General features: G+C 72.2%; 17 protein-coding genes. 10 read left to right on the top strand and 7 right to left on the bottom strand.

What is annotated here, in order from left to right; genetic code table 11:
- Window positions 1-68 precede the first annotated feature (68 nt).
- A complete protein-coding gene (locus KUA19_RS20330) occupies window positions 69-788 on the bottom strand; it encodes a GbsR/MarR family transcriptional regulator (RefSeq protein WP_217397778.1) in 720 nt (239 codons plus the stop codon).
- A gap of 227 nt (window positions 789-1,015) precedes the next feature.
- Between KUA19_RS20330 and KUA19_RS20325 the strand changes: the two genes are divergently transcribed.
- The 7 genes from KUA19_RS20325 to KUA19_RS20295 all read left to right on the top strand — a co-directional run bounded on the left by KUA19_RS20325 (window position 1,016) and on the right by KUA19_RS20295 (window position 7,923).
- Entirely contained in the window at window positions 1,016-1,687 is a 672-nt protein-coding gene (locus KUA19_RS20325; RefSeq protein WP_217397776.1) for a DUF4097 family beta strand repeat-containing protein, read from the top strand.
- Between the two features lie 180 nt (window positions 1,688-1,867).
- Window positions 1,868-3,148 (top strand): chymotrypsin family serine protease, encoded by a 1,281-nt coding sequence (locus tag KUA19_RS20320; RefSeq protein ID WP_217397774.1) that lies wholly within the window; start codon window positions 1,868-1,870, stop codon window positions 3,146-3,148.
- Between the two features lie 62 nt (window positions 3,149-3,210).
- The gene (locus KUA19_RS20315; protein ID WP_217397773.1) at window positions 3,211-3,909 is read left to right on the top strand and encodes a PASTA domain-containing protein; all 699 of its coding nucleotides are present in this window, start codon (window positions 3,211-3,213) and stop codon (window positions 3,907-3,909) included.
- Window positions 3,910-3,958: 49 nt separating this feature from the next.
- Window positions 3,959-4,711, top strand: a complete 753-nt coding sequence (locus KUA19_RS20310) for a methyltransferase domain-containing protein (RefSeq protein WP_217397772.1) — start codon at window positions 3,959-3,961, stop codon at window positions 4,709-4,711.
- Window positions 4,712-4,746: 35 nt separating this feature from the next.
- Window positions 4,747-5,892: an alkaline phosphatase family protein gene (locus tag KUA19_RS20305; RefSeq protein ID WP_217397771.1), complete on the top strand. Its 1,146-nt coding sequence runs from the start codon at window positions 4,747-4,749 to the stop codon at window positions 5,890-5,892.
- A 208-nt stretch (window positions 5,893-6,100) separates the two neighbouring features.
- Complete coding sequence (gene dinB, locus KUA19_RS20300) at window positions 6,101-7,411, top strand: DNA polymerase IV (RefSeq protein ID WP_217397770.1); 1,311 nt, start codon at window positions 6,101-6,103, stop codon at window positions 7,409-7,411.
- A 128-nt stretch (window positions 7,412-7,539) separates the two neighbouring features.
- Entirely contained in the window at window positions 7,540-7,923 is a 384-nt protein-coding gene (locus KUA19_RS20295) for an SCO2097 family morphological protein (RefSeq protein ID WP_217397768.1), read from the top strand.
- A gap of 320 nt (window positions 7,924-8,243) precedes the next feature.
- Here the strand turns inward: KUA19_RS20295 and KUA19_RS20290 are convergent, their stop codons facing one another.
- From KUA19_RS20290 to KUA19_RS20280, 3 genes are read right to left on the bottom strand one after another with little or no spacing between them, the layout of a single operon-like run.
- Window positions 8,244-10,697, bottom strand: coding sequence for a transglutaminase TgpA family protein (locus KUA19_RS20290; RefSeq protein WP_217397766.1), 2,454 nt, complete (start codon window positions 10,695-10,697; stop codon window positions 8,244-8,246).
- A complete protein-coding gene (locus KUA19_RS20285; RefSeq protein ID WP_217397764.1) occupies window positions 10,694-11,995 on the bottom strand; it encodes a DUF58 domain-containing protein in 1,302 nt (433 codons plus the stop codon). Before KUA19_RS20285 ends, KUA19_RS20290 begins: the two co-directional genes overlap by 4 nt.
- A 3-nt stretch (window positions 11,996-11,998) precedes the next feature.
- Entirely contained in the window at window positions 11,999-13,006 is a 1,008-nt protein-coding gene (locus KUA19_RS20280; protein WP_217397991.1) for an AAA family ATPase, read from the bottom strand.
- A gap of 530 nt (window positions 13,007-13,536) precedes the next feature.
- Between KUA19_RS20280 and leuS the strand changes: the two genes are divergently transcribed.
- The 3 genes from leuS to KUA19_RS20265 all read left to right on the top strand — a co-directional run bounded on the left by leuS (window position 13,537) and on the right by KUA19_RS20265 (window position 17,080).
- Window positions 13,537-16,350, top strand: a complete 2,814-nt coding sequence (gene leuS / locus KUA19_RS20275) for a leucine--tRNA ligase (protein WP_217397762.1) — start codon at window positions 13,537-13,539, stop codon at window positions 16,348-16,350.
- Window positions 16,351-16,463: 113 nt separating this feature from the next.
- Window positions 16,464-16,670, top strand: coding sequence for a type II toxin-antitoxin system VapB family antitoxin (locus KUA19_RS20270; RefSeq protein ID WP_217397760.1), 207 nt, complete (start codon window positions 16,464-16,466; stop codon window positions 16,668-16,670).
- Window positions 16,661-17,080: a PIN domain nuclease gene (locus tag KUA19_RS20265; protein WP_217397758.1), complete on the top strand. Its 420-nt coding sequence runs from the start codon at window positions 16,661-16,663 to the stop codon at window positions 17,078-17,080. Before KUA19_RS20270 ends, KUA19_RS20265 begins: the two co-directional genes overlap by 10 nt.
- A gap of 58 nt (window positions 17,081-17,138) precedes the next feature.
- Here the strand turns inward: KUA19_RS20265 and KUA19_RS44585 are convergent, their stop codons facing one another.
- The 3 genes from KUA19_RS44585 to KUA19_RS20250 are packed head-to-tail and all read right to left on the bottom strand — an operon-like array spanning window position 17,139 to window position 19,841.
- Window positions 17,139-17,903, bottom strand: coding sequence for a TVP38/TMEM64 family protein (locus KUA19_RS44585; RefSeq protein ID WP_217397756.1), 765 nt, complete (start codon window positions 17,901-17,903; stop codon window positions 17,139-17,141).
- The gene (locus KUA19_RS20255; RefSeq protein WP_254549774.1) at window positions 17,900-18,607 is read right to left on the bottom strand and encodes a type 1 glutamine amidotransferase; all 708 of its coding nucleotides are present in this window, start codon (window positions 18,605-18,607) and stop codon (window positions 17,900-17,902) included. The genes KUA19_RS44585 and KUA19_RS20255 overlap by 4 nt, the downstream gene beginning before the upstream one ends.
- Window positions 18,600-19,841: a Mur ligase family protein gene (locus KUA19_RS20250; RefSeq protein ID WP_217397987.1), complete on the bottom strand. Its 1,242-nt coding sequence runs from the start codon at window positions 19,839-19,841 to the stop codon at window positions 18,600-18,602. The genes KUA19_RS20255 and KUA19_RS20250 overlap by 8 nt, the downstream gene beginning before the upstream one ends.
- Between the last annotated feature and the right edge of the window lie 234 nt (window positions 19,842-20,075).

Here is a 20,075-nt window from a genome sequence, read left to right as displayed (position 1 = left end):
GTGCTAGCACCCTCCGGGGTAAGGAAGGGGCCCTTCTTATCGGAATGTGACGTGGAAGGGACCCTTCTTCACTGCTCGCGAGCAGGTGCGGCGGTCGTGTGCAGGATCTCGCGGACCTGCGTTGCGGCGCGCATGATGCTCTCGCTGATGAAGTCGCTGAAGCGGGCGATGTTCTCCAGGCGGGCGGCAGCCGGGCCGGGGCCGAGGACGCCGACGCCCTGCCGCGCGGTCTCGGCCATCTGGGCCATGCCGCGGGCACTGGCGATCGTCGACTGGTACCAGACGTCGTTGTCGACGGAGTAGCGCTCGCGGCGGCGCTCGTCGCGCTCGCGGCGGATCAGGCCCTGCTCCTCCAGGAACGCGATGGCCTTGGAGACCGACGCCGGGCTGACCTGGAGGCGCTGGACCAGCTCGGAGGCGGTGAGACTGCCCTCGTCGGCGACGAACAGGCAGGTCAGTACCCGGGACATCATCTTGGGCAGGCCCTGGTGCATCAGCAGGGTGGTGAACGCCTCCTCGTACTCCCGCACGGCCTCGTCGTCGCGGCCACCCCCGCGCACCGGGGTGCCCTGCACCCGGGACGGGGTCCGCCGGCGGGCGCGGCGTTCGGTGGCGCGGTGGGCCAGGTCGGCACGGTAGGCGGTGGGGCCGCCGTTGCGCATCACCTCACGCGTGATCGTCGAGGTGGGGCGGTCGAGGCGTCGCGCGATCTCCGCGTAGGCGAGGCCGTCGGCCAGCCCCAGCGCGATCTGTTGACGTTCCTGCTGGCTGAGTCTGCCTCCCGGCACCGCCGTCTCCCTCCACATTTCGTCGCCTGTGCCGCACAGCGTAGCGTTCGCGCTGGGTCAATGCAACAAGCGGGTTGCCGTGCATTGCGTTAGCTCTTCATCTGTTGCAACGAAAATCGGCCATTTACCTGTGGTAATGCAATTAAGACGCAACGAGCTTGTTGCGAGATTCTCGAACGCAACGTAGCGTTTCCGTTGTCAGAAACAACGAGGTACAGGAGAGCAAGATGCAGAAGTTCGACACCCCCGCCGCGATCTCCGCCGTCCTGGACATCCCCGCCGGGCGCATCCAGGTCATCGCCGCGGATCGGAGCGACACCACCGTCGAGGTCCGGCCCGCCAACGCCGCCAAGAGCCGCGACGTCAGGGCGGCCGAACAGACCGAGGTCGAGTTCGGCGACGGCGTCCTGCGGATCAAGGGTCCGGCCGAGAAGAACCAGATTCTCGGCGCGTCCGGGTCCGTCGAGGTGACCGTCCAGCTGCCCGCCGGTTCGCGGGTCGAGGCGAAGGCCGCCGCCACCGAGTTCCGGGGCGTCGGACGGCTCGGCGACGTGGCCTGCGAGGGCGCGCACGGCGTGGTCAAGATCGATGAGGCCGCCAGCGTACGGGTGAACGCCCACGCCGGTGACGTCGCGATCGGCCGCCTCACCGGGCCCGCCGAGATCAGCGTCCAGAAGGGCGACATCGACATCGCCGAGGCCGGCGCCGGTGTGGTCGTGCTGAGCACCCGGATGGGCAACGTGAACGTCGGCGCCGCCCGCGGCGTCTCCGCCATTCTCGACGCGGGCACCAGCTACGGCCGGATCCACAACGCGCTCAACAACACCGAGGGCGACGCCGCCGGGCTGAACATCCGCGCGACCACCGACTACGGCGACATCAGCGCGCGCAGCCTGTGAAAGACCCGGCAGTAAAGGTGTGAAAGCGGTCCCCGAATGGGGGCCGCTTTCACGTATCGCGACTTCGGGTAGTCCATCGATTACTGCTAGTCCATATCAGACATGAGAAAGTCTTGTGTGGACCGCATCGTGCCGATACCGTCTGTCCGACCTACACCTCAGAGACGATCGGACACCGGCATGAGGAAAACGCTGCTTGCCGCATCCACCTGCGGGCTGCTGCTGGCCACCCTTCTGGGCGATGCGGCACACGCGGTCGAGGTGGCGGCACCGGCATGCACCGTCGACTCCCGGCCGGTCACCCTCGACAGCTCACTGGCCGCCACCGAACTGCCCCGGTACGAGGCGTGGCTGGCCGATACGAAGGCCATCGACCTCAACCACCGGGTCCAGGCGGACCGGGACGCGGCCCTGGGCCTGACGCCCGCGAGCACCCTGGCCGAGCAGCTGTCCGCCGGTCTCATCGGCACGGTGATGGACCACGCCACGCAGACGATCGTCACCGTGGTCACCCCCGACTACCGCGACGCCTCCGGGCTGCAGGAACGGCTGGACACAGCCGGTGCGACCGCGCGCGTGGTGGGTGTGAAGACCCGCACCATGGTCGGCTGCCACAGCGCCGCAGAACTGGTCGAGGCGGAGCGGGTGCTGCACGCTCGGGCCTGGCACGCCGACGCGGCCAAGGCGGTCTTCAGCTTCGGGCTGGACCCGCGCGACTCGCGCTTCCACGTCGGGTTCGACCCGCGGTTCCCGCAGGCGGCGCAGGCGCTGCGGGACGCGCTGGGCGGCCGGGTCGTGGTCGACTTCGGCGACGTGCGCCGCGACGGGCGCCTCGACGACGGCGAGCCGCACTTCGGCGGCGCCGGGATCCGCGCCGGGGTGGGCACCGCCTCGAACAACACCTGCACCGCCGGGTTCATCGTCAAGCGCAACAGCGACGGGCGCAAGGGCGGCGTCACCGCCGGGCACTGCTTCGCCAACGGCCAGTCGATCTACTCGGGTCCGAACTACTGGGGCGCCAGCACCGGGGAGTTCGGCTACCCCGACTACGACATGATCGCGGTCCTGTCGTCGACGGAGACGTACGACAACGTCATCCACTCCGACCCGTGCTGCCCGGTCAAGCGCAACATCATCGGCCGGTACAACCCGCTGGTGGGTGACCTGTTCTGCCAGAGCGGCATGAAGACCAAGGCCACCTGCAACATCGAGGTGCTGAGCCTGCTCGACCAGCTCTGCGACGCCGACGGCTGCACCACCGGGCTCATGTCGGGCTGGCGCAACAACGAGGTGCTGTCGCAGGCCGGGGACTCCGGGGCGCCGGTCTACTACCGGTCCGGCACCGCCAACGCGTACGCGATCGGCATGCACATCGGCTCGCGCGCCGGCGGCACCCAGGTGCTGTCGCACCGGATCGCGACCATCGAAGCCCATCTCGGTGTGACGCTGTTGACCTCCTGAGATCGATGGCAACCACGGGCTCGCCGGCCACGTCTGACCCCGCAACCGCAGAGGGAGTCAACATGCACAAGTGGACACTGGCCCTGGCCGCGACGGCACTGGCCGGCCTGGCCGGATGCGCGCAGCAGCCCGCCGCCGATCCGGCCCCGGTGCCGTCCCCGACCGCCTCGGCCCGGATGTCGATGGTGCCCAACCTCACCTCCGACAACCCGGTCGTGGTGGAGAAGGAGATCCTCGACGGCGAGCTCGTGCCGATCATGAAGTACGAACCGGGCGTCGTGGCCGACGCCAACACCGTGGTCAACACGGTGCCGGCGCCCGGCACCCGGGTGCCCGCGGGCACCGTGGTCACCATCGTGGTGGCCGGGTCGCCCGCCGCGAAGCTGTCCGCCGTGGTCGACGCCGACCGCGAGACGTTCGTCGGCCTCGCCAAGGACCGCGACGGCTCCTGGGTGGTGGCCGTCTCCGCCACCGCCGACCTGCCCAAGACGCTGCAGCGACTCAAGGCCGTCGCCGGGAGCGCCCCCTACCGGGTGCAGACCTGCGAGCGCAGCTGGGTCGAACTGACCCGGGTGCAGATCGAGCTGGGCCGCCGCGACTTCCTGCCCGGCGCCGACAAGCTCGCCTTCAGCACCGGCATCGACCCGATCGCCTGCGCGGTGTTGATGACCGTGCAGCTCAGCGACGGCGAGATAGCCGAGCTGACCGCGCGCTACCGGGGCGCGTTGGTGGTGCGCCGGGGGGACGTGCGGCGCGACTGAGCGCGGCGGCACGCCGGGGGCGGTGCCTCGGTCGGCTAGGCTCGCCAGCGTGGAGCGGACGAGTGTGGCGCAGCCGCGGATCGCGGGACCCCGGACCGCAGTGATCTGGTCGGTGCTGCGGGCGGAGCTGGCGGCCCAGGACGGGCGGCGGCTGACCGTCGTCGACGTCGGCGGCGGCACCGGCGGGTTCGCGGTGCCGTTGGCCGAGGCGGGCCACAGCGTCACCGTGGTTGACCCCAGCCCGGACGCGCTGGCCTCGCTGCTGCGCCGGGCCGCCGACGCCGGGGTCGCCGACCGGGTGCACGCCATGCAGGGCGACGCCGACTCCCTCGGCGACCTGGTCCCGCCCGGCGGCGCCGACCTGGTGCTCTGCCACGCGGTGCTGGAGGTCGTCGACGACCCCGCCGCGGTCGCCCAGGCGCTGCACGACACGCTGCGTCCCGGAGGCGCGGCCAGCGTGCTCGTGGCCAACCGGGCCGCGGCTGTGCTGTCGCGGGCCATGGCCGGGCAGTGGCGCGCCGCCGCCGACCTGCTCGCCGACCCCGCGGCCCGGCTGACCGCGCGCGACACGCTCCGGCGCCGCTTCGACCTGGCCGACGCGCAGGCACTGCTGGCCGGGGCGGCTCTGGCGGTGGAGTCGGCGCACGGCGTGCGCGTCGTCGCCGACGCGGTGCCCGGGGTGATCGCCGACGCCGATCCCGAGGCGCTGACGGCGTTCGAGCTGGCCGTGTCGGCGCTGCCGCCGTACCGGGACGTGGCCACCCAGGTGCACCTGCTCGCGCGGCGCCGCGCCGCGCGCTGAGGCACCGGCCGCGAGCCGGAGAGGGGAGTGGCCGTATGTTCCAGGCGCCGCGCTACGACGAGGGCACCATCGCCGACGTACTGCCCGGGGCGCTGACCGCGCTCGGAGTGCCCGGCCTGTCCGACCGGCTGGGCCTGACCGCGCGGCTGCCCGACGTACGCCGGGTGGCGGTGCTGCTGGTCGACGGCATGGGCTGGGGCCAGTTGCCCGCGATGGCGCGGTTCGGCCCGACCGTGGCCGACACGCTGGCCGGGCGGCTCGGCACGGCCGGATACACCACCTGCGGCTTCCCCTCGACCACCCCCACCAGCCTGGTCAGCCTGAACACCGGCGCCGCCCCGGGCGCCCACGGCGTGCTCGGCTTCTACAGCCTGGTGCCCGGCACCGACACGGTGATCAGCCACATCCAGTGGCGCGACGATCCGGAGCCCGCGCGGTGGTCGCCGGTGCCGTCGGTCTACGCCGCCGCCGCGGCGGCCGGACTGAACACCGTCGTGGTCAGCCGCCCCGAGTACGTCGGCAGCGGCCTGACCACCGTGACCAGCACCGGAGCCCGCTACCTGCCCGCCGTCGGGGTCGACGAGCTCGCCGCCGGGATGCTCGCCGCGCTCAAGGACGGCCCCGGCCCGAGCCTGGTCTACGGCTACCACCCCGAGCTGGACAAGGCCGGGCACAACCACGGGCTCACCTCGCCGCAGTGGGAGCACGCCGCGGCCGAGGTCGACCGGCTGCTGACCGTCCTGGTCGAGGGGCTGCCCGACGACGCGGCGCTATTGGTCACGGCCGACCACGGCCAGCGCGACATTCCCCTGCACCGACGGATCGACCTGCACGGCGATCCGGAGCTGTGCGAGGGTGTACGGCACGTCGCCGGTGAGCCGCGGGTGCGCTACCTGCACACCGCCCCCGGCGCCGCCGACGACCTCGTCGCGGTGTGGCGGGCCAGGTTCGACCACGCGATCTGGGCGGGCACCCGCGAGGAGGCGATCGCCACCGGCTGGTACGGCCCGGTCGTCGCCGACCACGCCGCCCGCATCGGCGACGTGGTGCTGGTCTGCCGGGACGACTGGGCGCTGCTGGCCTCCCGCACCGACGCCCCCACCATCGCCCCGATGATCGCGATGCACGGCTCGCTCACCCCGGTCGAGATGCAGATCCCGCTGCTGGTCTACCGCGGCTGACCGGCGTTACGGCAGGTCGCACGCGGTAGTGGCCGCTCGGTGTGCTCCGCAGCGCTGCGGAGCATCGCGACCGTCACCGGGCTGCCGTCCGGCCTGGCGGCAGGCACGGCCAGTCCGAAGGACGACGCCGGGCACAGCGGCGGTAGTCGGCGAAAGCCATCGGCGTCGCGTTCGAACGGCTGTCCGACCGGCGCGGTAGCGTGCACCCGTGGGGCGCGCGTCCGGTGGCGGTGCGCCGGTGCCTGGCTTCGGGCCGACCGGCGACGATTCGGGCTGCCCGATCCTGCACATCGACATGGACGCCTTCTTCGCCTCGGTGGAGGTGCGCCGCCGCCCCGAGCTGCGTGGGCTGCCCGTGGTGGTCGGCGGCACCGGCGGACGCGGGGTGGTGTCGTCGGCCAGCTACGAGGCGCGGGCCTACGGCGTACGCAGCGCGATGCCGACCGCGATGGCACGCGCCCGCTGCCCGCAGGCGATCTTCATCTCGCCCGACATGGCCGCGTACGCCGAGGCCTCGAGCGCCGTGATGGCGATGTTCCGAGACGTCACACCGCTGGTCGAGCAGCTCTCGGTCGACGAGGCGTTCCTCGACGTCGCGGGCTCCCGCCGCCTGTTCGGTCCGCCCGCCCAGATCGCCGACCTGATCCGCCGCCGGGTCGCCGCCGAGCAGCGGCTCACCTGCTCGATCGGGGTGGCGCCCAACAAGTTCGTGGCCAAGCTCGGCTCCACCCTGGCCAAACCGGACGGTCAACTCGTCATCCCGGCCGACCGGGTGCTGGCGTTCCTGCACCCGCTGCCGGTGTCGGTGCTGTGGGGCGTGGGCGAGCGCACCGAGGAGACGCTGCGCAAACTGGGTCTGCGCACCGTCGGCGACGTCGCGCACGCACCGGACGGGCTGCTGCGCGGGGCGCTGGGCCCGGCCCTGTCGGCCCACCTGCGGGAGCTGGCCGCGGGGCGGGACTCGCGTCGGGTCACCACCGAGCACCAGGAGAAGTCGATCGGCGCCGAGGTGACCTTCGACACCGACGTCGACGACCCGCAGGCGCTGCGCCGCACGCTGCTGGCCCTGGCACAGAAGGTGGCCGGGCGGGCCCGCGCCTCCGGCCAGGCGGGCCGCACCGTGTCGATCAAGGTGCGGTTCGCGGACTTCCGCACCGTGTCGCGCTCGCGGACGCTGGGCGGGCCGACCGATGTGGCCCACGACGTGTTCACCACCGCCTGGGAGCTGTTCGAGCCGGTCCGCTCCCAGCAGCGCATCCGGCTGGTCGGCGTACGGTTGGAGGGCCTGCTGGACGCCGAGGGGGCGGTGCGCCAGCTCGCGCTGGACGAGCCGGAACAGGGGTGGCGCGACGCGGAGGTGGCCGCCGACGCGGTGATCGCCCGATTCGGTCGCGGGGCCGTACGTCCGGCCAGTCTTCTCGGGCCGAATCGGCGCGATTCGGCACCCCGTGAGACGGGGTCGCAAAATCCCGCTCCGGGCATGGTCGTCCCGCTTTCCGACCCGCCACTGCCCTCGTAGACTGACGGGTAGCAGTCGTCCGGCTGCGACACGTATTCACGGTTTGGCGATCATCACCTGGGGAATGGGGCGACTCGACGCACCCTAGGAGACGAACCGCCAGACCCGGCGGACCGGGGAGGAGTGCCGTGCCGCTATCCGAGCACGAGCAGAGGCTGTTCGAGCAGATCGAGCGGTCGCTGTCCGAAGACCCGAAGTTCGCTTCGGCCGTGCGCCACAGCGATCCGAAGTTCCATGCCCGCCGGCGGATCATCATCTCGATCGTGCTCATCCTCGCCGGCCTGGGCCTGGTGGTCTACGGCGTGGCCGACAGCTCGAAGCTGTGGCTGGGCGTGGTCGGGTTCGTGCTGATGCTGAGCGCGGCCGCGTACTGGATGATCGCGCACCGTCGCAGCCAGAGCACCGAACTGCGCTCGGTCGGAGGAACCGCCACGCGGCGTACCCGTCGCGGCATGGGTCTGATCGACCGACTGGAGAGCCGCTGGCGCGAGCGCCGCGAGTTCGACCGCTAAACCCTCCCCGCCTACCTCGACAACGGCGAAGGGCCGCCCCGGATGGGGCGGCCCTTCGCCGTCGCTGCCACGCCACCTACCCATGCCCCGCGCCGCGTCCCGCCAGTCCCGCCGCGCCGCCCGCGCCCCGCCCGCAGCGTCCCGCCGCGCGTGTCGCGTCGTGTCGCGTCCGGCAGGCTGCAGTTTCGGGGAAACTGCATGAAAGCGGGCCAAGATTCGCGCAGTTTCCCGGAAACTGCAGGCACCCCCGGGTCGCTGGGCCGCCGCCCGCCGCCCGCCGCCCGCCGGGAAGGGTGGGCAGGTGGGCGGCGGGCGGGGGGTCAGCGGAGGAGTTTGGGGCGGCGGATGCGCAGGGGGCGGGTGAGGCGGACGAGGTGGTCGCCCAGGGCCGTGGAGCGGGCCGAGAGCGTGGCGGTGGCCGAGTAGATGGCGTTGCGCCAGCGCAGCAGCACCGACGGCGGCATGAGCACCGCCGCCAGCCGTACGCCGCGGTCGGCGTCGGCGGCCAGCGCCGCCCGCACCGCGCGTACCGCCCCGCCGAGGCGGTCGGCCGCCAGCGGCGCCGGGGCGTAGCGGGCCCTCTCCTCGGCGATGCCGAGCAGCTTGGCCGCCTCGGTGGCGCCCGTCAGCCGGGTCCGGATCAGCCGCTCCACGGTGGCCCGCGGCGTCTCCGCCGGGTCCACCGCCACCCGGAAGTCGATCATCGTGTCGATGAGCTCGTCCCAGGCCAGGTGGGCGCGGCGGCGGGCCGCGTCCAGGTCACCGGTCACGGTCAGCTCCGGGGCCGCCGTGTCGGTGGCGCCCTCTGGCAGCGGCGCGCGCGGACCGGCCGCCGTACGCAGACCGCGGCGGCGCCGCAGCATCGACCGGCGCAGTGCCGGTGCGGCCAGCACCAGCAGCAGCACCAACGCGCCGCCCAGCGACCACCACACCCCCGGCGGGATCGCGGTGGGGGTGATCTGGCCGCTGCCCAGCTCGCCACCCTCGTCCACGTTGCGGCGGGTCGGCCCGGCACTCGGGTCCGGTCCGCCGCTGGCGCCGGGGGCGATCGACGGGCGGTTGCCCGGGGTCAGGTCCGGCGCGTCCACGTTCGGTGCCCAGGCCGGGTTGACCGAGCCCATGACGAACGCGGCCGGGGTGGCGTCGAACGGCACCCAGCCGAACCCGGCGAAGTACACCTCGGTCCAGGCGTGCAGGTTCTTGTTGGTCAGCGTGTAGACGCCGTCGTGGAAGTTGTTGCCCAGCGCGAACCCGAACGCCACCCGCGCGGGCATGCCCGCGGTGCGCACCATCCAGGCCAGCGCCGCCGCGTACTGCTCGCAGAAGCCTTGCTTGGCCTCCAGGAAGTCGACGATCGCGTCGCCGCTGGTGCCGCTGGGGGCCAACTGGTCGTAGCGGAACTCGTTCTTGGACGAGAAGTAGTCGTACAGGCCGCGGACCTTGTCGTACGGCGTGGTCTTGTCCTTGGTCAGCCGCTCGACCAGGTCCTGCACCAGCTGCACCTGCGGCACCCGGCTGAACTGCCGCTGCACCGGGTCCGACGCCTGCAGCGGCTGGGCCGTGCGCAGCTGGTCGGGGGTGAAGTCCGGGCGCAGGTAGTCGAACTCGTAGGAGCGCCCCGACGAGTTCTCCCGCTGCGAGTACACGATCTGCATGTTGGGGTCGTACGACCAGGCCGAGCCGAGCTTGCGCATCGACACCGGGGCGCCGAACACCGGGATCAGCGGCATCGCGAACTGCTGGGTGACCTCCACCCGCGCGGTGTTGCGCAGCGTGACCACGTTGCTGGTGTCCAGGCCGACCGGCATCGGCATGTTGTCGTTGACCGGCTGTCCGGCCGGCTGGCGGCTGGAGAAGCCCTTGTCGCCGATCTCGTCGGCGACGCCGAAGCGCAGGTAGAACGGCCGGGCGTCGGTGGTGCTGACCTTGACCATGTCCTGCACCTGGGAGGCGCGCAGCCGCCCGCTGAGCTCGGCGAACAGGTCGACCCGGGTGGCGCCGCGGCCGCCCTTGCCCGACTGGCCCAGACCCTCGCCGGTACCGAACTGGCCGAAGAAGCCCACGCCCATCGCGGGCACCGCCAGCGGCAGCAGCACCGCGGCGACGACGCCGACCGTGGCCAGCCGCCGACCGGTGGCCGACAGGGGAGAGGGCTCCCACACGTCCACGCCGCGGCCCTCGCCGGTGAAGCGGCGGCCGAACCGGCGTACCCGGTCGACGTTGTCGCTGACCAGCAGCCACAGGAAGCCGACGGCGCCGATCACGAACGGCAACGGCGACACCGAGTCGACGTAGACCGCCACCGGCACCGAGTAGATCGCCAGCATGGGCAGGCCCGCCAGCGCCGGGCGGCGCAGGCTCACCGCGCACAGGTCCACCAGGACCGCCACCGCGCCGATGCCCATCGCGCTGATGAACAGCAGGCCGCGCAGGTCCGGGACCGGCACGTAACTGCTGCGGATCTCCTCGCCGGACAGCGACAGCAGCTCGCCGAAGTGCCGGAGGGTGCTCGGCGTGGGAATCAGGCCCAGGGCCGCCGTGCCGTCGCCGAACAGCCAGGTCAGGCCGAGCAGCACGGCGGCGATCATGCCCGCCAGCTGGGCCCAGGTGCGTCCGCGCAGCGAGCGCGTCGCCAGCGCCGCCCCGGCCACCAGCCCGACCATCAGCAGGGCGTGGAACAGCCAGGTGTACCCCTCGAAGATCAGCGAGATCGGGGCGGACGCGAGCAGCGTCGTGCCCGCCGCGACCAGGCCCAGATGCCGTCGCGAGTTCATCGACTGCCTCCCATACCGACGGTCTCGGCCATCGCGGCGCGGACCGCGAAGCCCTGCTGCCCCTTGGCGGCCTGCGGCCACAGTGTGGGCAGCTGGTCGCCGTGCTTGACCCGCAGTACGCGCCAGCCGCTCTGCAGCAGCGCCAGCGCCGCCGTGGCGTGCTCGCGCTCGGCGGCCTCGCGGGTGGCCGCGGGCAGGTTCAGCCAGGTGTTGGTGTCCATGAACAGCGCCACGCAGGTGGTGCCGCTGGTGCGCAGTGCCGCCAGCAGCCGGGCCTCGCCCGGGGTGAGCAAGCCCAGCACCGCGATGATCAGGCCGCCGTCGGCGCGGCGGCGCACCTGGTCGACCAGGCTCGACACGTCGCCGCGCTGGGAGGTCTTCACCTCGGCCAGGTGGTCCAGCAGCAGGCCGTCCCCGGTCGCCTCGGTGGCGTCGAGGTCGGCGCCGCTGTCGGTGACCATGCGCAGCCGGTATCCGGCCTGGCGCAGGTGCACCGCGATGCTCGCGGACGCCGACACCGCCCACTCGAAACTGGCGGTCGGCCCCTCGCCCCGGTGGGCGGCGGCGCGGGTGTCCAGCAGCACCGTGGCCCGGCTCTCCCAGGGCTGCTCCTCGCGGCGCACCATCAGCTCGCCCACGCGCGCGGTCGAGCGCCAGTGCACCCGACGCAGGTCGTCGCCGCGCCGGTACTCGCGGGTGGCCGCGTCGTCCTCGCCGTGCACCGCCACCGAGCGGGCCCGGCTGTCACCGGTGCCGGAGTACTCCCCGGCCAGGCGCACCAGCTGCAGCGGTGACACCTGCGGGATCACGGTCAGCTTGTCGGTGCTCGGGAAGGAGCGGGTCAGTTCGCACAGGCCGAACGGGTCGGTCATCCGCAGGGTCAGCGGGCCGACGTCGTAGCGGCCGCGCAGCTCGGCGCGCACGGTGTACGCCACCGAGCTGGCCTGCTGCGCGCCCAGCCGCTCCAGCACCAGCCGGGGACGGCTGCCCAGCGCGTAGGGCAGCCGGTCCTCCAGCAGCAGGGTGCCGGTGGGCAGCCGGGACACGTTCTGCAGCCGCAGCAGCACGCGGGCGCTGGCGCCCGCCTGCACGCGGTACGGGTCGAGACTGCGCGTGCACGCGAGCCGGTACCTCGCCCGGCCCACGTGCAGCGCCGCGAGCAGCGGCAGTGCCACCAGCAGCACCGCCACCCGCATCAGGTCCTTCTCGCCGAGCACGACCGCGCACAGCAGCGCGGCGACCCCGGCGGCCAGGAAGGACCGGCCCCGGGTGGTCAGCCCTCGCAGCGCCTCGCGCATCGGTCAGCCCCGCCGGTCGTAGAAGGAGTTCGGCGGGGTGGCGGGGCGGGTGTCGTACTGCGAGCGCCGGTCGTGCGGCACGGGCAGCCGGTGCACCAGCTCCGACAGGATCGCGTCGGTGGTCCGCCGGGCCAGCTGCGCGTCGGCGGTGGGGATGACCCGGTGCGCGAGCACCGGCACGGCCAGGGTCTGCAGGTCGTCGGGGACGACGTAGTCGCGGCCGTCCAGCGCCGCGACCGCCTTGGCGGTGCGCAGCAGCTGCAGCGTCGAGCGCGGGGAGGCGCCCAGGCGCAGTTCGGGGGCTTCGCGGGTGGCGGTGACCAGTTCGACGGCGTAGCGCTTGACCGCCTCGGCCACGTGCACGCTGCGTACGGTGCCGATCAGGCGGCGCACCGTGCCCGCGTCGACGACCGCGGTCAGGTCTTCGAGGGGGTCGTGTGAGTGGTAGCCGTCGAGCATCGCGTACTCGGCCGCCGCGTCGGGGTAGCCCATCGCGATGCGCGCGGTGAAGCGGTCGCGCTGCGCCTCGGGCAGCGGGTACGTGCCCTCCATCTCGATCGGGTTCTGCGTGGCGATCACCATGAACGGCATGTCCATCGCGTACGTCTCGCCGTCGACGGTGACCTGGTGCTCCTCCATGCACTCCAGCAGCGCGGACTGGGTCTTCGGCGAGGCCCGGTTGATCTCGTCGCCGACCACCAGGTTGGCGAAGACCGCGCCCGGCTTGAACTCGAACTCGCGCGTCTCCTGGTTGTAGACGCTGACGCCGGTGACGTCGCTGGGCAGCAGGTCGGGGGTGAACTGGATCCGCCGCACCGAGCAGTCGATGGAGCGGGCCAGCGCCTTGGCCAGCTTCGTCTTGCCGACGCCGGGCACGTCCTCGATGAGCAGGTGGCCCTCGGCCAGCAACACCGCCAGCGCCAGCCGCACGGTGGCGGTCTTGCCCTCGATGACCTGCTCGATGTTGGCCACGATCGCGTTGGTCGTGGCCTTGAACTCTTCGACCGTCATGGGGTCGGTGAGTTCGCTCCCACCTCGTTGCGTGGTCACATGTCCTCCTGAAGTTCGCAACCGTGGGGCGTGTGGTGCACGCTGATCTTGGTCACCCAGGCCTCCCACCATTCTGATCACCTGGCCCCGACCAGAACGCTCAAGGTCGCGGCGTTGGTTGCCTTGCGGAACACCCGCCGTTCACGCGCAGGGTCTGCGACGCGCGAGCGGACGAGCACGTTCCGTCGTGACCGCAGTGTTACGCGCGGGGGGTGTGCGCGCAATGGGCGGTATGCGAGATGCCGTCCCGCGCGCGTACGCGGTATCATGCGGACATGGCCCGGAAGCTGGTGCTCCTTAGCAGGCCGTGCTGACGCGACAGAGCGCGCGTGAGCACGGCGACCCCTCCTGCGCGAGGGGATTTTTTATGCCCGCGGAGCGGACATAAACGGAGGCACAGCATGCCCAGCTCCCGGTGGCCGCGCGGTGGCGGCCTCTCTCCGCTGAGAACCGAGCCTGAGATCGCGAACTGATTTCGTTGAGGATTTGACATGAGTGAGCAAGCCGAGACCTCGGCCGACGTCCCCGCGTTCCGCTACACCGCCGCCCTGGCGGGCAAGATCGAGCGGCACTGGCAGGACTACTGGGACGAGCACGGCACCTTCCACGCCCCGAACCCGACCGGCCCGCTGGCCGACCCGGCGCACCCCCGCTTCGGCGCGGCCAAGCAGTTCGTGCTGGACATGTTCCCGTACCCGTCGGGGGCGGGCCTGCACGTGGGCCACCCGCTGGGCTTCATCGGCACCGACGTGTTCGCCCGCTTCCAGCGCATGGCGGGCTTCAACGTGCTGCACACGATGGGCTTCGACTCCTTCGGCCTGCCCGCCGAGCAGTACGCGGTGCAGACCGGCACCCACCCCCGGGTGACCACCGACCGCAACATCGCGCGCTACCGCGAGCAGCTGCGCATGCTGGGCCTGGGCCACGATCCGCGCCGCTCGGTCGCCACCACCGACGTGGACTTCTACCGCTGGACCCAGTGGATCTTCCTGCAGGTCTTCAACTCCTGGTACGACGCCGAGGCGGGCCGCGCCCGCCCGATCGCCGAGCTGGAGGCGAAGTTCGCGGCCGAGGACCCGACCTGGGCGGGCAAGTCCGTCGCCGAGCGCCGCGCGGTCATCAACGAGCACCGCCTGGCGTACGTCAGTGAGGCGCCGGTCAACTGGTGCCCCGGCCTGGGCACCGTGCTGGCCAACGAGGAGGTCACCGCCGACGGCCGCAGCGAGCGGGGCAACTTCCCGGTCTTCAAGCGCAGCCTGAAGCAGTGGATGATGCGCATCACCGCGTACGGCGACCGCCTGATCGACGACCTGGACACGCTGGACTGGCCCGAGGCCATCAAGGCGATGCAGCGCAACTGGATCGGCCGCTCCACCGGCGCCCACATCTCGTTCGCCGTCGACGGCTCCGACCAGCAGGTACGCGTCTTCACCACCCGCCCCGACACCGTCTACGGCGCCACGTACATGGTGGTCGCGCCCGAGCACGAGCTGGTCGACGAGATCGCCCCGGCGGCGTGGCCGGACGGCACGCACGCGGTGTGGACCGGCGGGCACGACACCCCGGCCCAGGCCGTGGCCGCCTACCGGGCGTTCGCGGCGAGCAAGACCGACGTGGAGCGCCAGGCCGACGCCAAGACCAAGACCGGCGTGTTCACGGGCGCGTTCGCGGTAAACCCGGTCAACGGGGCGAAGCTGCCGGTGTTCATCGCCGACTACGTGCTGGCCGGCTACGGCACCGGCGCGATCATGGCGGTGCCCGGTCAGGACGAGCGCGACTGGGAGTTCGCCGAGGTCTTCGAGCTGCCGATCATCCGTACCGTGCAGCCGACCGAGGGTTTCGACGGCAAGGCGTTCACCGGCGACGGCCCGGCGATCAACTCCGGCATGCTGGACGGGCTGGGCGTCGCCGAGGCCAAGGCGAAGATCATCGAGTGGCTGGAGACCGAGGGTCGCGGCCAGGGCGCCATCACCTACCGGCTGCGCGACTGGCTGTTCAGCCGCCAGCGCTACTGGGGCGAGCCCTTCCCGATCGTGTACGCCGAGGACGGCCAGGCCATCGCGCTGCCCGAGTCGATGCTGCCGGTCGAGCTGCCCGAGGTCGACGACTTCTCGCCCAAGACGTTCGCGGCCGACGACGCCAACTCCTCGCCGGAGACGCCGCTGTCGCGCAAGGGCGACTGGGTCGAGGTGACGCTGGACCTGGGCGACGGGCCGAAGCAGTACACCCGGGAGACCAACACCATGCCGCAGTGGGCCGGCTCGTGCTGGTACCAGCTGCGCTACCTGGACCCGACCAACGACAAGGCGTTCGTCGACCCGCAGAACGAGGCGTACTGGGTCGGCCCGCGCGAGGCGGGCGACTCCGGCGGCGTGGATCTGTACGTCGGCGGCGTCGAGCACGCCGTGCTGCACCTGCTGTACGCCCGGTTCTGGCACAAGGTGCTGTTCGACCTGGGCCACGTCAGCAGCTTCGAGCCGTACCACCGCCTGTTCAACCAGGGCTACATCCAGGCGTACGCCTACACCGACGACCGCGGCACCTACGTGCCCGCCGAGGAGGTGACCGAGGAGCAGCCCACGATCTGGACCTGGAACGGCGAGAAGGTCAACCGCGAGTACGGCAAGATGGGCAAGTCGCTGAAGAACGTCGTCACGCCCGACGAGATGTGCGAGCGGTACGGCGCCGACACCTTCCGCGTCTACGAGATGTCGATGGGCCCGCTGGAAGTGTCCCGCCCCTGGGACACCCGCGCGGTCGTCGGCGCGCAGCGCTTCCTGCAGCGCGTCTGGCGCTCCATCGTCGACGAGCAGACCGGCGCCGTCGTGGTGGTCGACACCCCGGCCGGTGACGAGCTGCGCCGCCTGCTGCACCGCGTCATCGCCGGGGTCCGCGAGGACATGGCGGCGCTGCGTTTCAACACCGCCATCGCGAAGCTGATCGAGCTGACCAACGCGGTGACCAAGGCCGGTGCCACCCCGCGCGAGATCGCCGAGCCGCTGGTGCTGATGCTGGCACCGGTCGCCCCGCACATCGCCGAGGAGCTGTGGCGCAAGCTGGGCCACGACGCCTCGCTGACCTTCGCCGACTTCCCGGTCGCCGACCCGGCGCTGCTGGCCGCCGAGCAGGTCACCTACCCGGTGCAGGTCAACGGCAAGGTGCGCGGTCGGGTCGAGGTCGCCGCGGACGCGAGCGAGGACGAGATCCGCGCGGCCGCCCTGTCGGCCGTGACCGACGCGCTGGGCGGCAAGGACCCCAAGAAGGTCATCGTCGTGGCGGGCCGCCTGGTCAGCATCGTCGTCTGACCCGCGACCCCCGCGTATGCCCTCGGCCGCCGTCCGGCCGAGGGCTTACGTTTTTCCAGGTGGAGAACTAAACTTTCTTGCAGGAAATCTTTAAAGATTTGGGGAGGATGTTCATGACGCAGGTGCTGGTGGACATCGACCAGGAGGAGTTGGCCAAGGCCAAGGACATCCTGGGCACGACCAAGAACACCGAGGTGGTCCGGCTGGCGATCCGCGAGGTCATCGCCGCCAAGGCCCGCCGCGAACTGATCGAGATGTTCGCCGAGGGCGCCTTCGCGGACCTGGGCGACGACGAGGTCCGCCGCGCGGCATGGTCGTGACCTATCTCATCGACACCAGCGCGCTGCACCGGCTGCGCCATCCGGCCGTGCAGGCGGTGCTCGGACCGCTGATCGAAGCGGGCCGAGTGGCGATGTGTCCGGTGTCCGAGTTGGAGACCCTCTACTCCGCCCGGAACCTGTCCGAGTACGAGGCCGGTGCCTCCCGGTTCCGGTTGGCGTTCACCTGGGTGCCCGTGCCCGAACGAGCCTGGGACCGGGCCGCCGAGGTGCAGCACGAGCTGGCCCGCCGCGGGCAGCACCGGGCAGCTTCCATCCCTGATCTGCTGTTGGCCGCGACGGCCGAGTCCCAGCGCCTGACAGTCCTGCACTACGACCGCGACTTCGAGACCATCGCCGCCGTGACCGGCCAGCCGACGCGGTGGGTGGTCCCGGCCGGAACCGCCGACTGACTGCGGCTCCGGCCATCGGGCGCCCCGCAGTCGTACTCGGCGGCCGGGGGCGGTCGGATCACGCCGGGGCGAGCCGCCGGTTGCGCAGGGACTGGCGGCGCCAGTGCACCGCGGCGGCGGCGCTGATGAGAATGCCGCTGGCGGCGGGTATGAACGTCAGCCAGCTCAGCGTGTGCGGCGCCACGGCGGCCGCCCCGATGGTGGCGTAGCTGAACGAGGACGGCACCCCGCCGATGAGCGTGCCCAGCAGGTAGTGCCGGAACCGCGTCGTCGACGTGCCGTAGGCATACCCGACCAGCCCGAACGGGGCGATCGGCTGCAACCGCACCACGACCACGGCCAGCAGGCCGTGCGCGGCCAGCCAGCGGTCCAGCCGCTGCAGCCGGTCCCCGGCGCGGGCCGCGACCAGGTCACGCCCGGCCCACCGCCCCGCCGCGTAGGTGAACGCCGCGGCGAGCAGCGCCGCCACCATCGACCAGGTCGCGCCCATCACCGCACCGAACAGCGCGCCGCAGCCCAGCGAGATCGCGGTACGCGGTACCAGCGCGCTGAGCAGCCCCGCGCACACCAGCACCGCCACGACGGGCGCCGCCGGACCCAGCTGGTCCACCCACGCCGGCAGCCGCTCCAGCGGCAGCAGCCACGCGCCGATCGCGGCGGCGGCAACCAGCAGGGCCAGCCCGACGGCCCGCGTCCAGCGCGTCGCCGACGCCCGAGGCGCCGATGCGTTGGTCTTGGCGGTGGCCTCTGTCAGGGCCTCGGCGTGTGCCTGCGATGCGGGATCGCTGGTCACGGCGTCGGAGGCGCGGGCGGTGCCGGTCACGCGAGTCCTGTGGCGGACAGGCGCTCGTTGCGCAGGCGGGTGGGCCAGGTGTCGTCCATCGCCGGCAGGGTCTCCTCGCCGGTGGCCCAGCGCAGCAGCAGGTCGGCCAGGCCGGGGTTGCGCGACAGGGCGGGGCCGTGGGAGTACGTGCCCAGCACGGTGCCCTTCCAGGCACCCTCGCTGACGCCGTCGTTGCCGATGCCCGTCTTCACCCGGACCAGCGGCCGGACGCCGCGCCCGAGGTGGGTGCGGCCGCCGTGGTTTTCGAACCCGGTCAGCATGGGCACGCCCAGCGTCGGGTCGACCTCGCCGGCCAGCTCGCCGACGGCCCGGGTCGGGCCGCGGTCGGAGTACAGGTCGAGCAGGTCCAGCCCGGCGCACTCGGCGCCCTTGGCGTAGAAGCTGCGCCCGAGCAGCTGGTACCCGGCGCACACGGCGAACACCACGGCGCGCCGGTCGACGGCGCGGTGCAGCCCCCGGTCGGCGTTGAGCCGCTGCGCGGCCAGGGCCTGCGGGCCGTCCTCGCCGCCGCCGAGCAGGTAGATGTCGCCGGTGGGCAGCGGCTCGTCGGAGCGGACCTCGACGGTCTGCACGGGGATGCCGCGCGCCTTGGCCCGGTGCGCCAGGATCAGCATGTTGCCCCGGTCGCCGTACGTGGAGAGCAGGTCGGGGTAGACCCAGACGATCTGCAGTGCGCTAGACAACTCGATCCAACTCCGCTCGGATGTCCTGGAACGCGGTGTAGTTCGCGATCACTTCCAGCCGGCCGGGCGGCACCGCCGCGACCGCCTCGGCGAAGGTCTTGACGTGCGTGAACGGCACCTCGTTGACCTCCAGCCGGACGGCGAGGTCGTACGCCCGGTCGCCGGTGATGAGCACCTGGCGGCCGCGCAGCGGTGCGAAGTCGACGTCGAACAGCCAGCTGGTGTCGAAGCCGTCGGGGTCGCGGGCGTTGATGGACAGCAGCGTGGGCTGCTGCTCGGCCATGTCGAACGCCTCCAGCCAGCTGGCCGGGTTCTTGGCCAGCAGCAGGCGGATGTTGCGGCCGTCCCGGTCGACCTGGGCGTAGCGGCCCGCGACGCTGGCGACCTCGGCGAGCCGGGGCGCGGCCGCGGCCGGGTCGACGCCGAACCGGTGCGCCACGGCCAGCGCGGTCGCCGCGTTGCCGACGTTGACCTTGCCGGGGAGCTGCAGCTTGAGCTCGTGCGACACGCCCTCGGGGTCGATCACGGCGCTGTCGCCGACGGTCCACTGCGGGGTGGGCCGGACCAGGTCGCCGGTGGCGCAGCGCCAGCCGTCGTCGGTGCCGTCGCGGTCGATGTGGGCGCCGCAGGCGGGGCAGACGTGCGCGTCCTCGCGCCAACGCTGCCCGGCCGAGAACCAGGTGACCCCACCGGTGCCGGCGGCGGCGTGCGCGGCGGCGGCGTAGACGACCATGGGGTCGTCGGCGTTGGCCACCACGTGCACGTCGGGGTGGTCGGCCAGCGCGTCGCGCCACAGCTGCGCCATCATCGCGACTTCCTTGGCCCGGTCGAGCTGGTCGCGCGACAGGTTCAGCAGCGCCACGACCAGGGGCGTGGTGGCCGTCAGCACCTGCGCGAGGTAGTGCTCGTCGACCTCGAGCACCGCGTACGGCGTGGCGCCGGCACGGGCCAGGGCGGAGGTGTGCCCGGTGGGCATGTTGGCGCCGAACGAGTTGGTGGCGACCTCGCCCAGCACGCCGACCGCCGCGGCGGTGAACCGGGTGGTGGTGGTCTTGCCGTTGGTGCCGGAGACCAAGGCTATCCGGCGGCCGGCGGCCAGGTGGGCCAGCAGGTCGGGGTCGATCATCATGCCGAGGCGCCCGCCGATGACCGATCCGTCACCGCGTCCGGTGGCGCGCGACAGCGCCGCGGCGGTACGCGACACCGACGCCGCAAGGGTGGCGCGCAGCGGCAGTTTCTTCTCCGTCACGCCGGAGAGGCTACCTGACCCGGCAGGTGCGCCGGACCTGTGGCGCAGAACACCGTCTGACCGCGAGTTTTCCCTGCGTATTGCCTATTTGGCCGCAATGGGATAAAACGAGTGGGCAGCCGCGTGTGGCGGAACCTGTGACCCAGGTGCCGAGCTGCTGCGCCAGGCGGATCAACCGAGCCCTGCCCGGTCCGCTTGCGCCACCCCCTCACGATGGAT

The organism is Catellatospora tritici, assembly GCF_019083965.1.
Lineage (GTDB): Bacteria > Actinomycetota > Actinomycetes > Mycobacteriales > Micromonosporaceae > Catellatospora > Catellatospora tritici.
Note: the sequence above shows the minus strand (reverse complement) of the source record. Positions and strands in the feature narration are given on the sequence as shown.

What these genes read in the sequence shown, in the direction of transcription:
- KUA19_RS20325 (WP_217397776.1), top strand. Translation starts at nt 1,016, where the DNA reads ATGCAGAAGTTCGACACCCCCGCCGCGATCTCCGCCGTCCTGGACATC.
- KUA19_RS20320 (WP_217397774.1), top strand. Translation starts at nt 1,868, where the DNA reads ATGAGGAAAACGCTGCTTGCCGCATCCACCTGCGGGCTGCTGCTGGCC.
- KUA19_RS20315 (WP_217397773.1), top strand. Translation starts at nt 3,211, where the DNA reads ATGCACAAGTGGACACTGGCCCTGGCCGCGACGGCACTGGCCGGCCTG.
- KUA19_RS20305 (WP_217397771.1), top strand. Translation starts at nt 4,747, where the DNA reads ATGTTCCAGGCGCCGCGCTACGACGAGGGCACCATCGCCGACGTACTG.
- KUA19_RS20290 (WP_217397766.1), bottom strand. Translation starts at nt 10,697, where the DNA reads ATGAACTCGCGACGGCATCTGGGCCTGGTCGCGGCGGGCACGACGCTG.
- KUA19_RS20285 (WP_217397764.1), bottom strand. Translation starts at nt 11,995, where the DNA reads ATGCGCGAGGCGCTGCGAGGGCTGACCACCCGGGGCCGGTCCTTCCTG.
- KUA19_RS20280 (WP_217397991.1), bottom strand. Translation starts at nt 13,006, where the DNA reads ATGACGGTCGAAGAGTTCAAGGCCACGACCAACGCGATCGTGGCCAAC.
- leuS (WP_217397762.1), top strand. Translation starts at nt 13,537, where the DNA reads ATGAGTGAGCAAGCCGAGACCTCGGCCGACGTCCCCGCGTTCCGCTAC.
- KUA19_RS20270 (WP_217397760.1), top strand. Translation starts at nt 16,464, where the DNA reads ATGACGCAGGTGCTGGTGGACATCGACCAGGAGGAGTTGGCCAAGGCC.
- KUA19_RS20265 (WP_217397758.1), top strand. Translation starts at nt 16,661, where the DNA reads ATGGTCGTGACCTATCTCATCGACACCAGCGCGCTGCACCGGCTGCGC.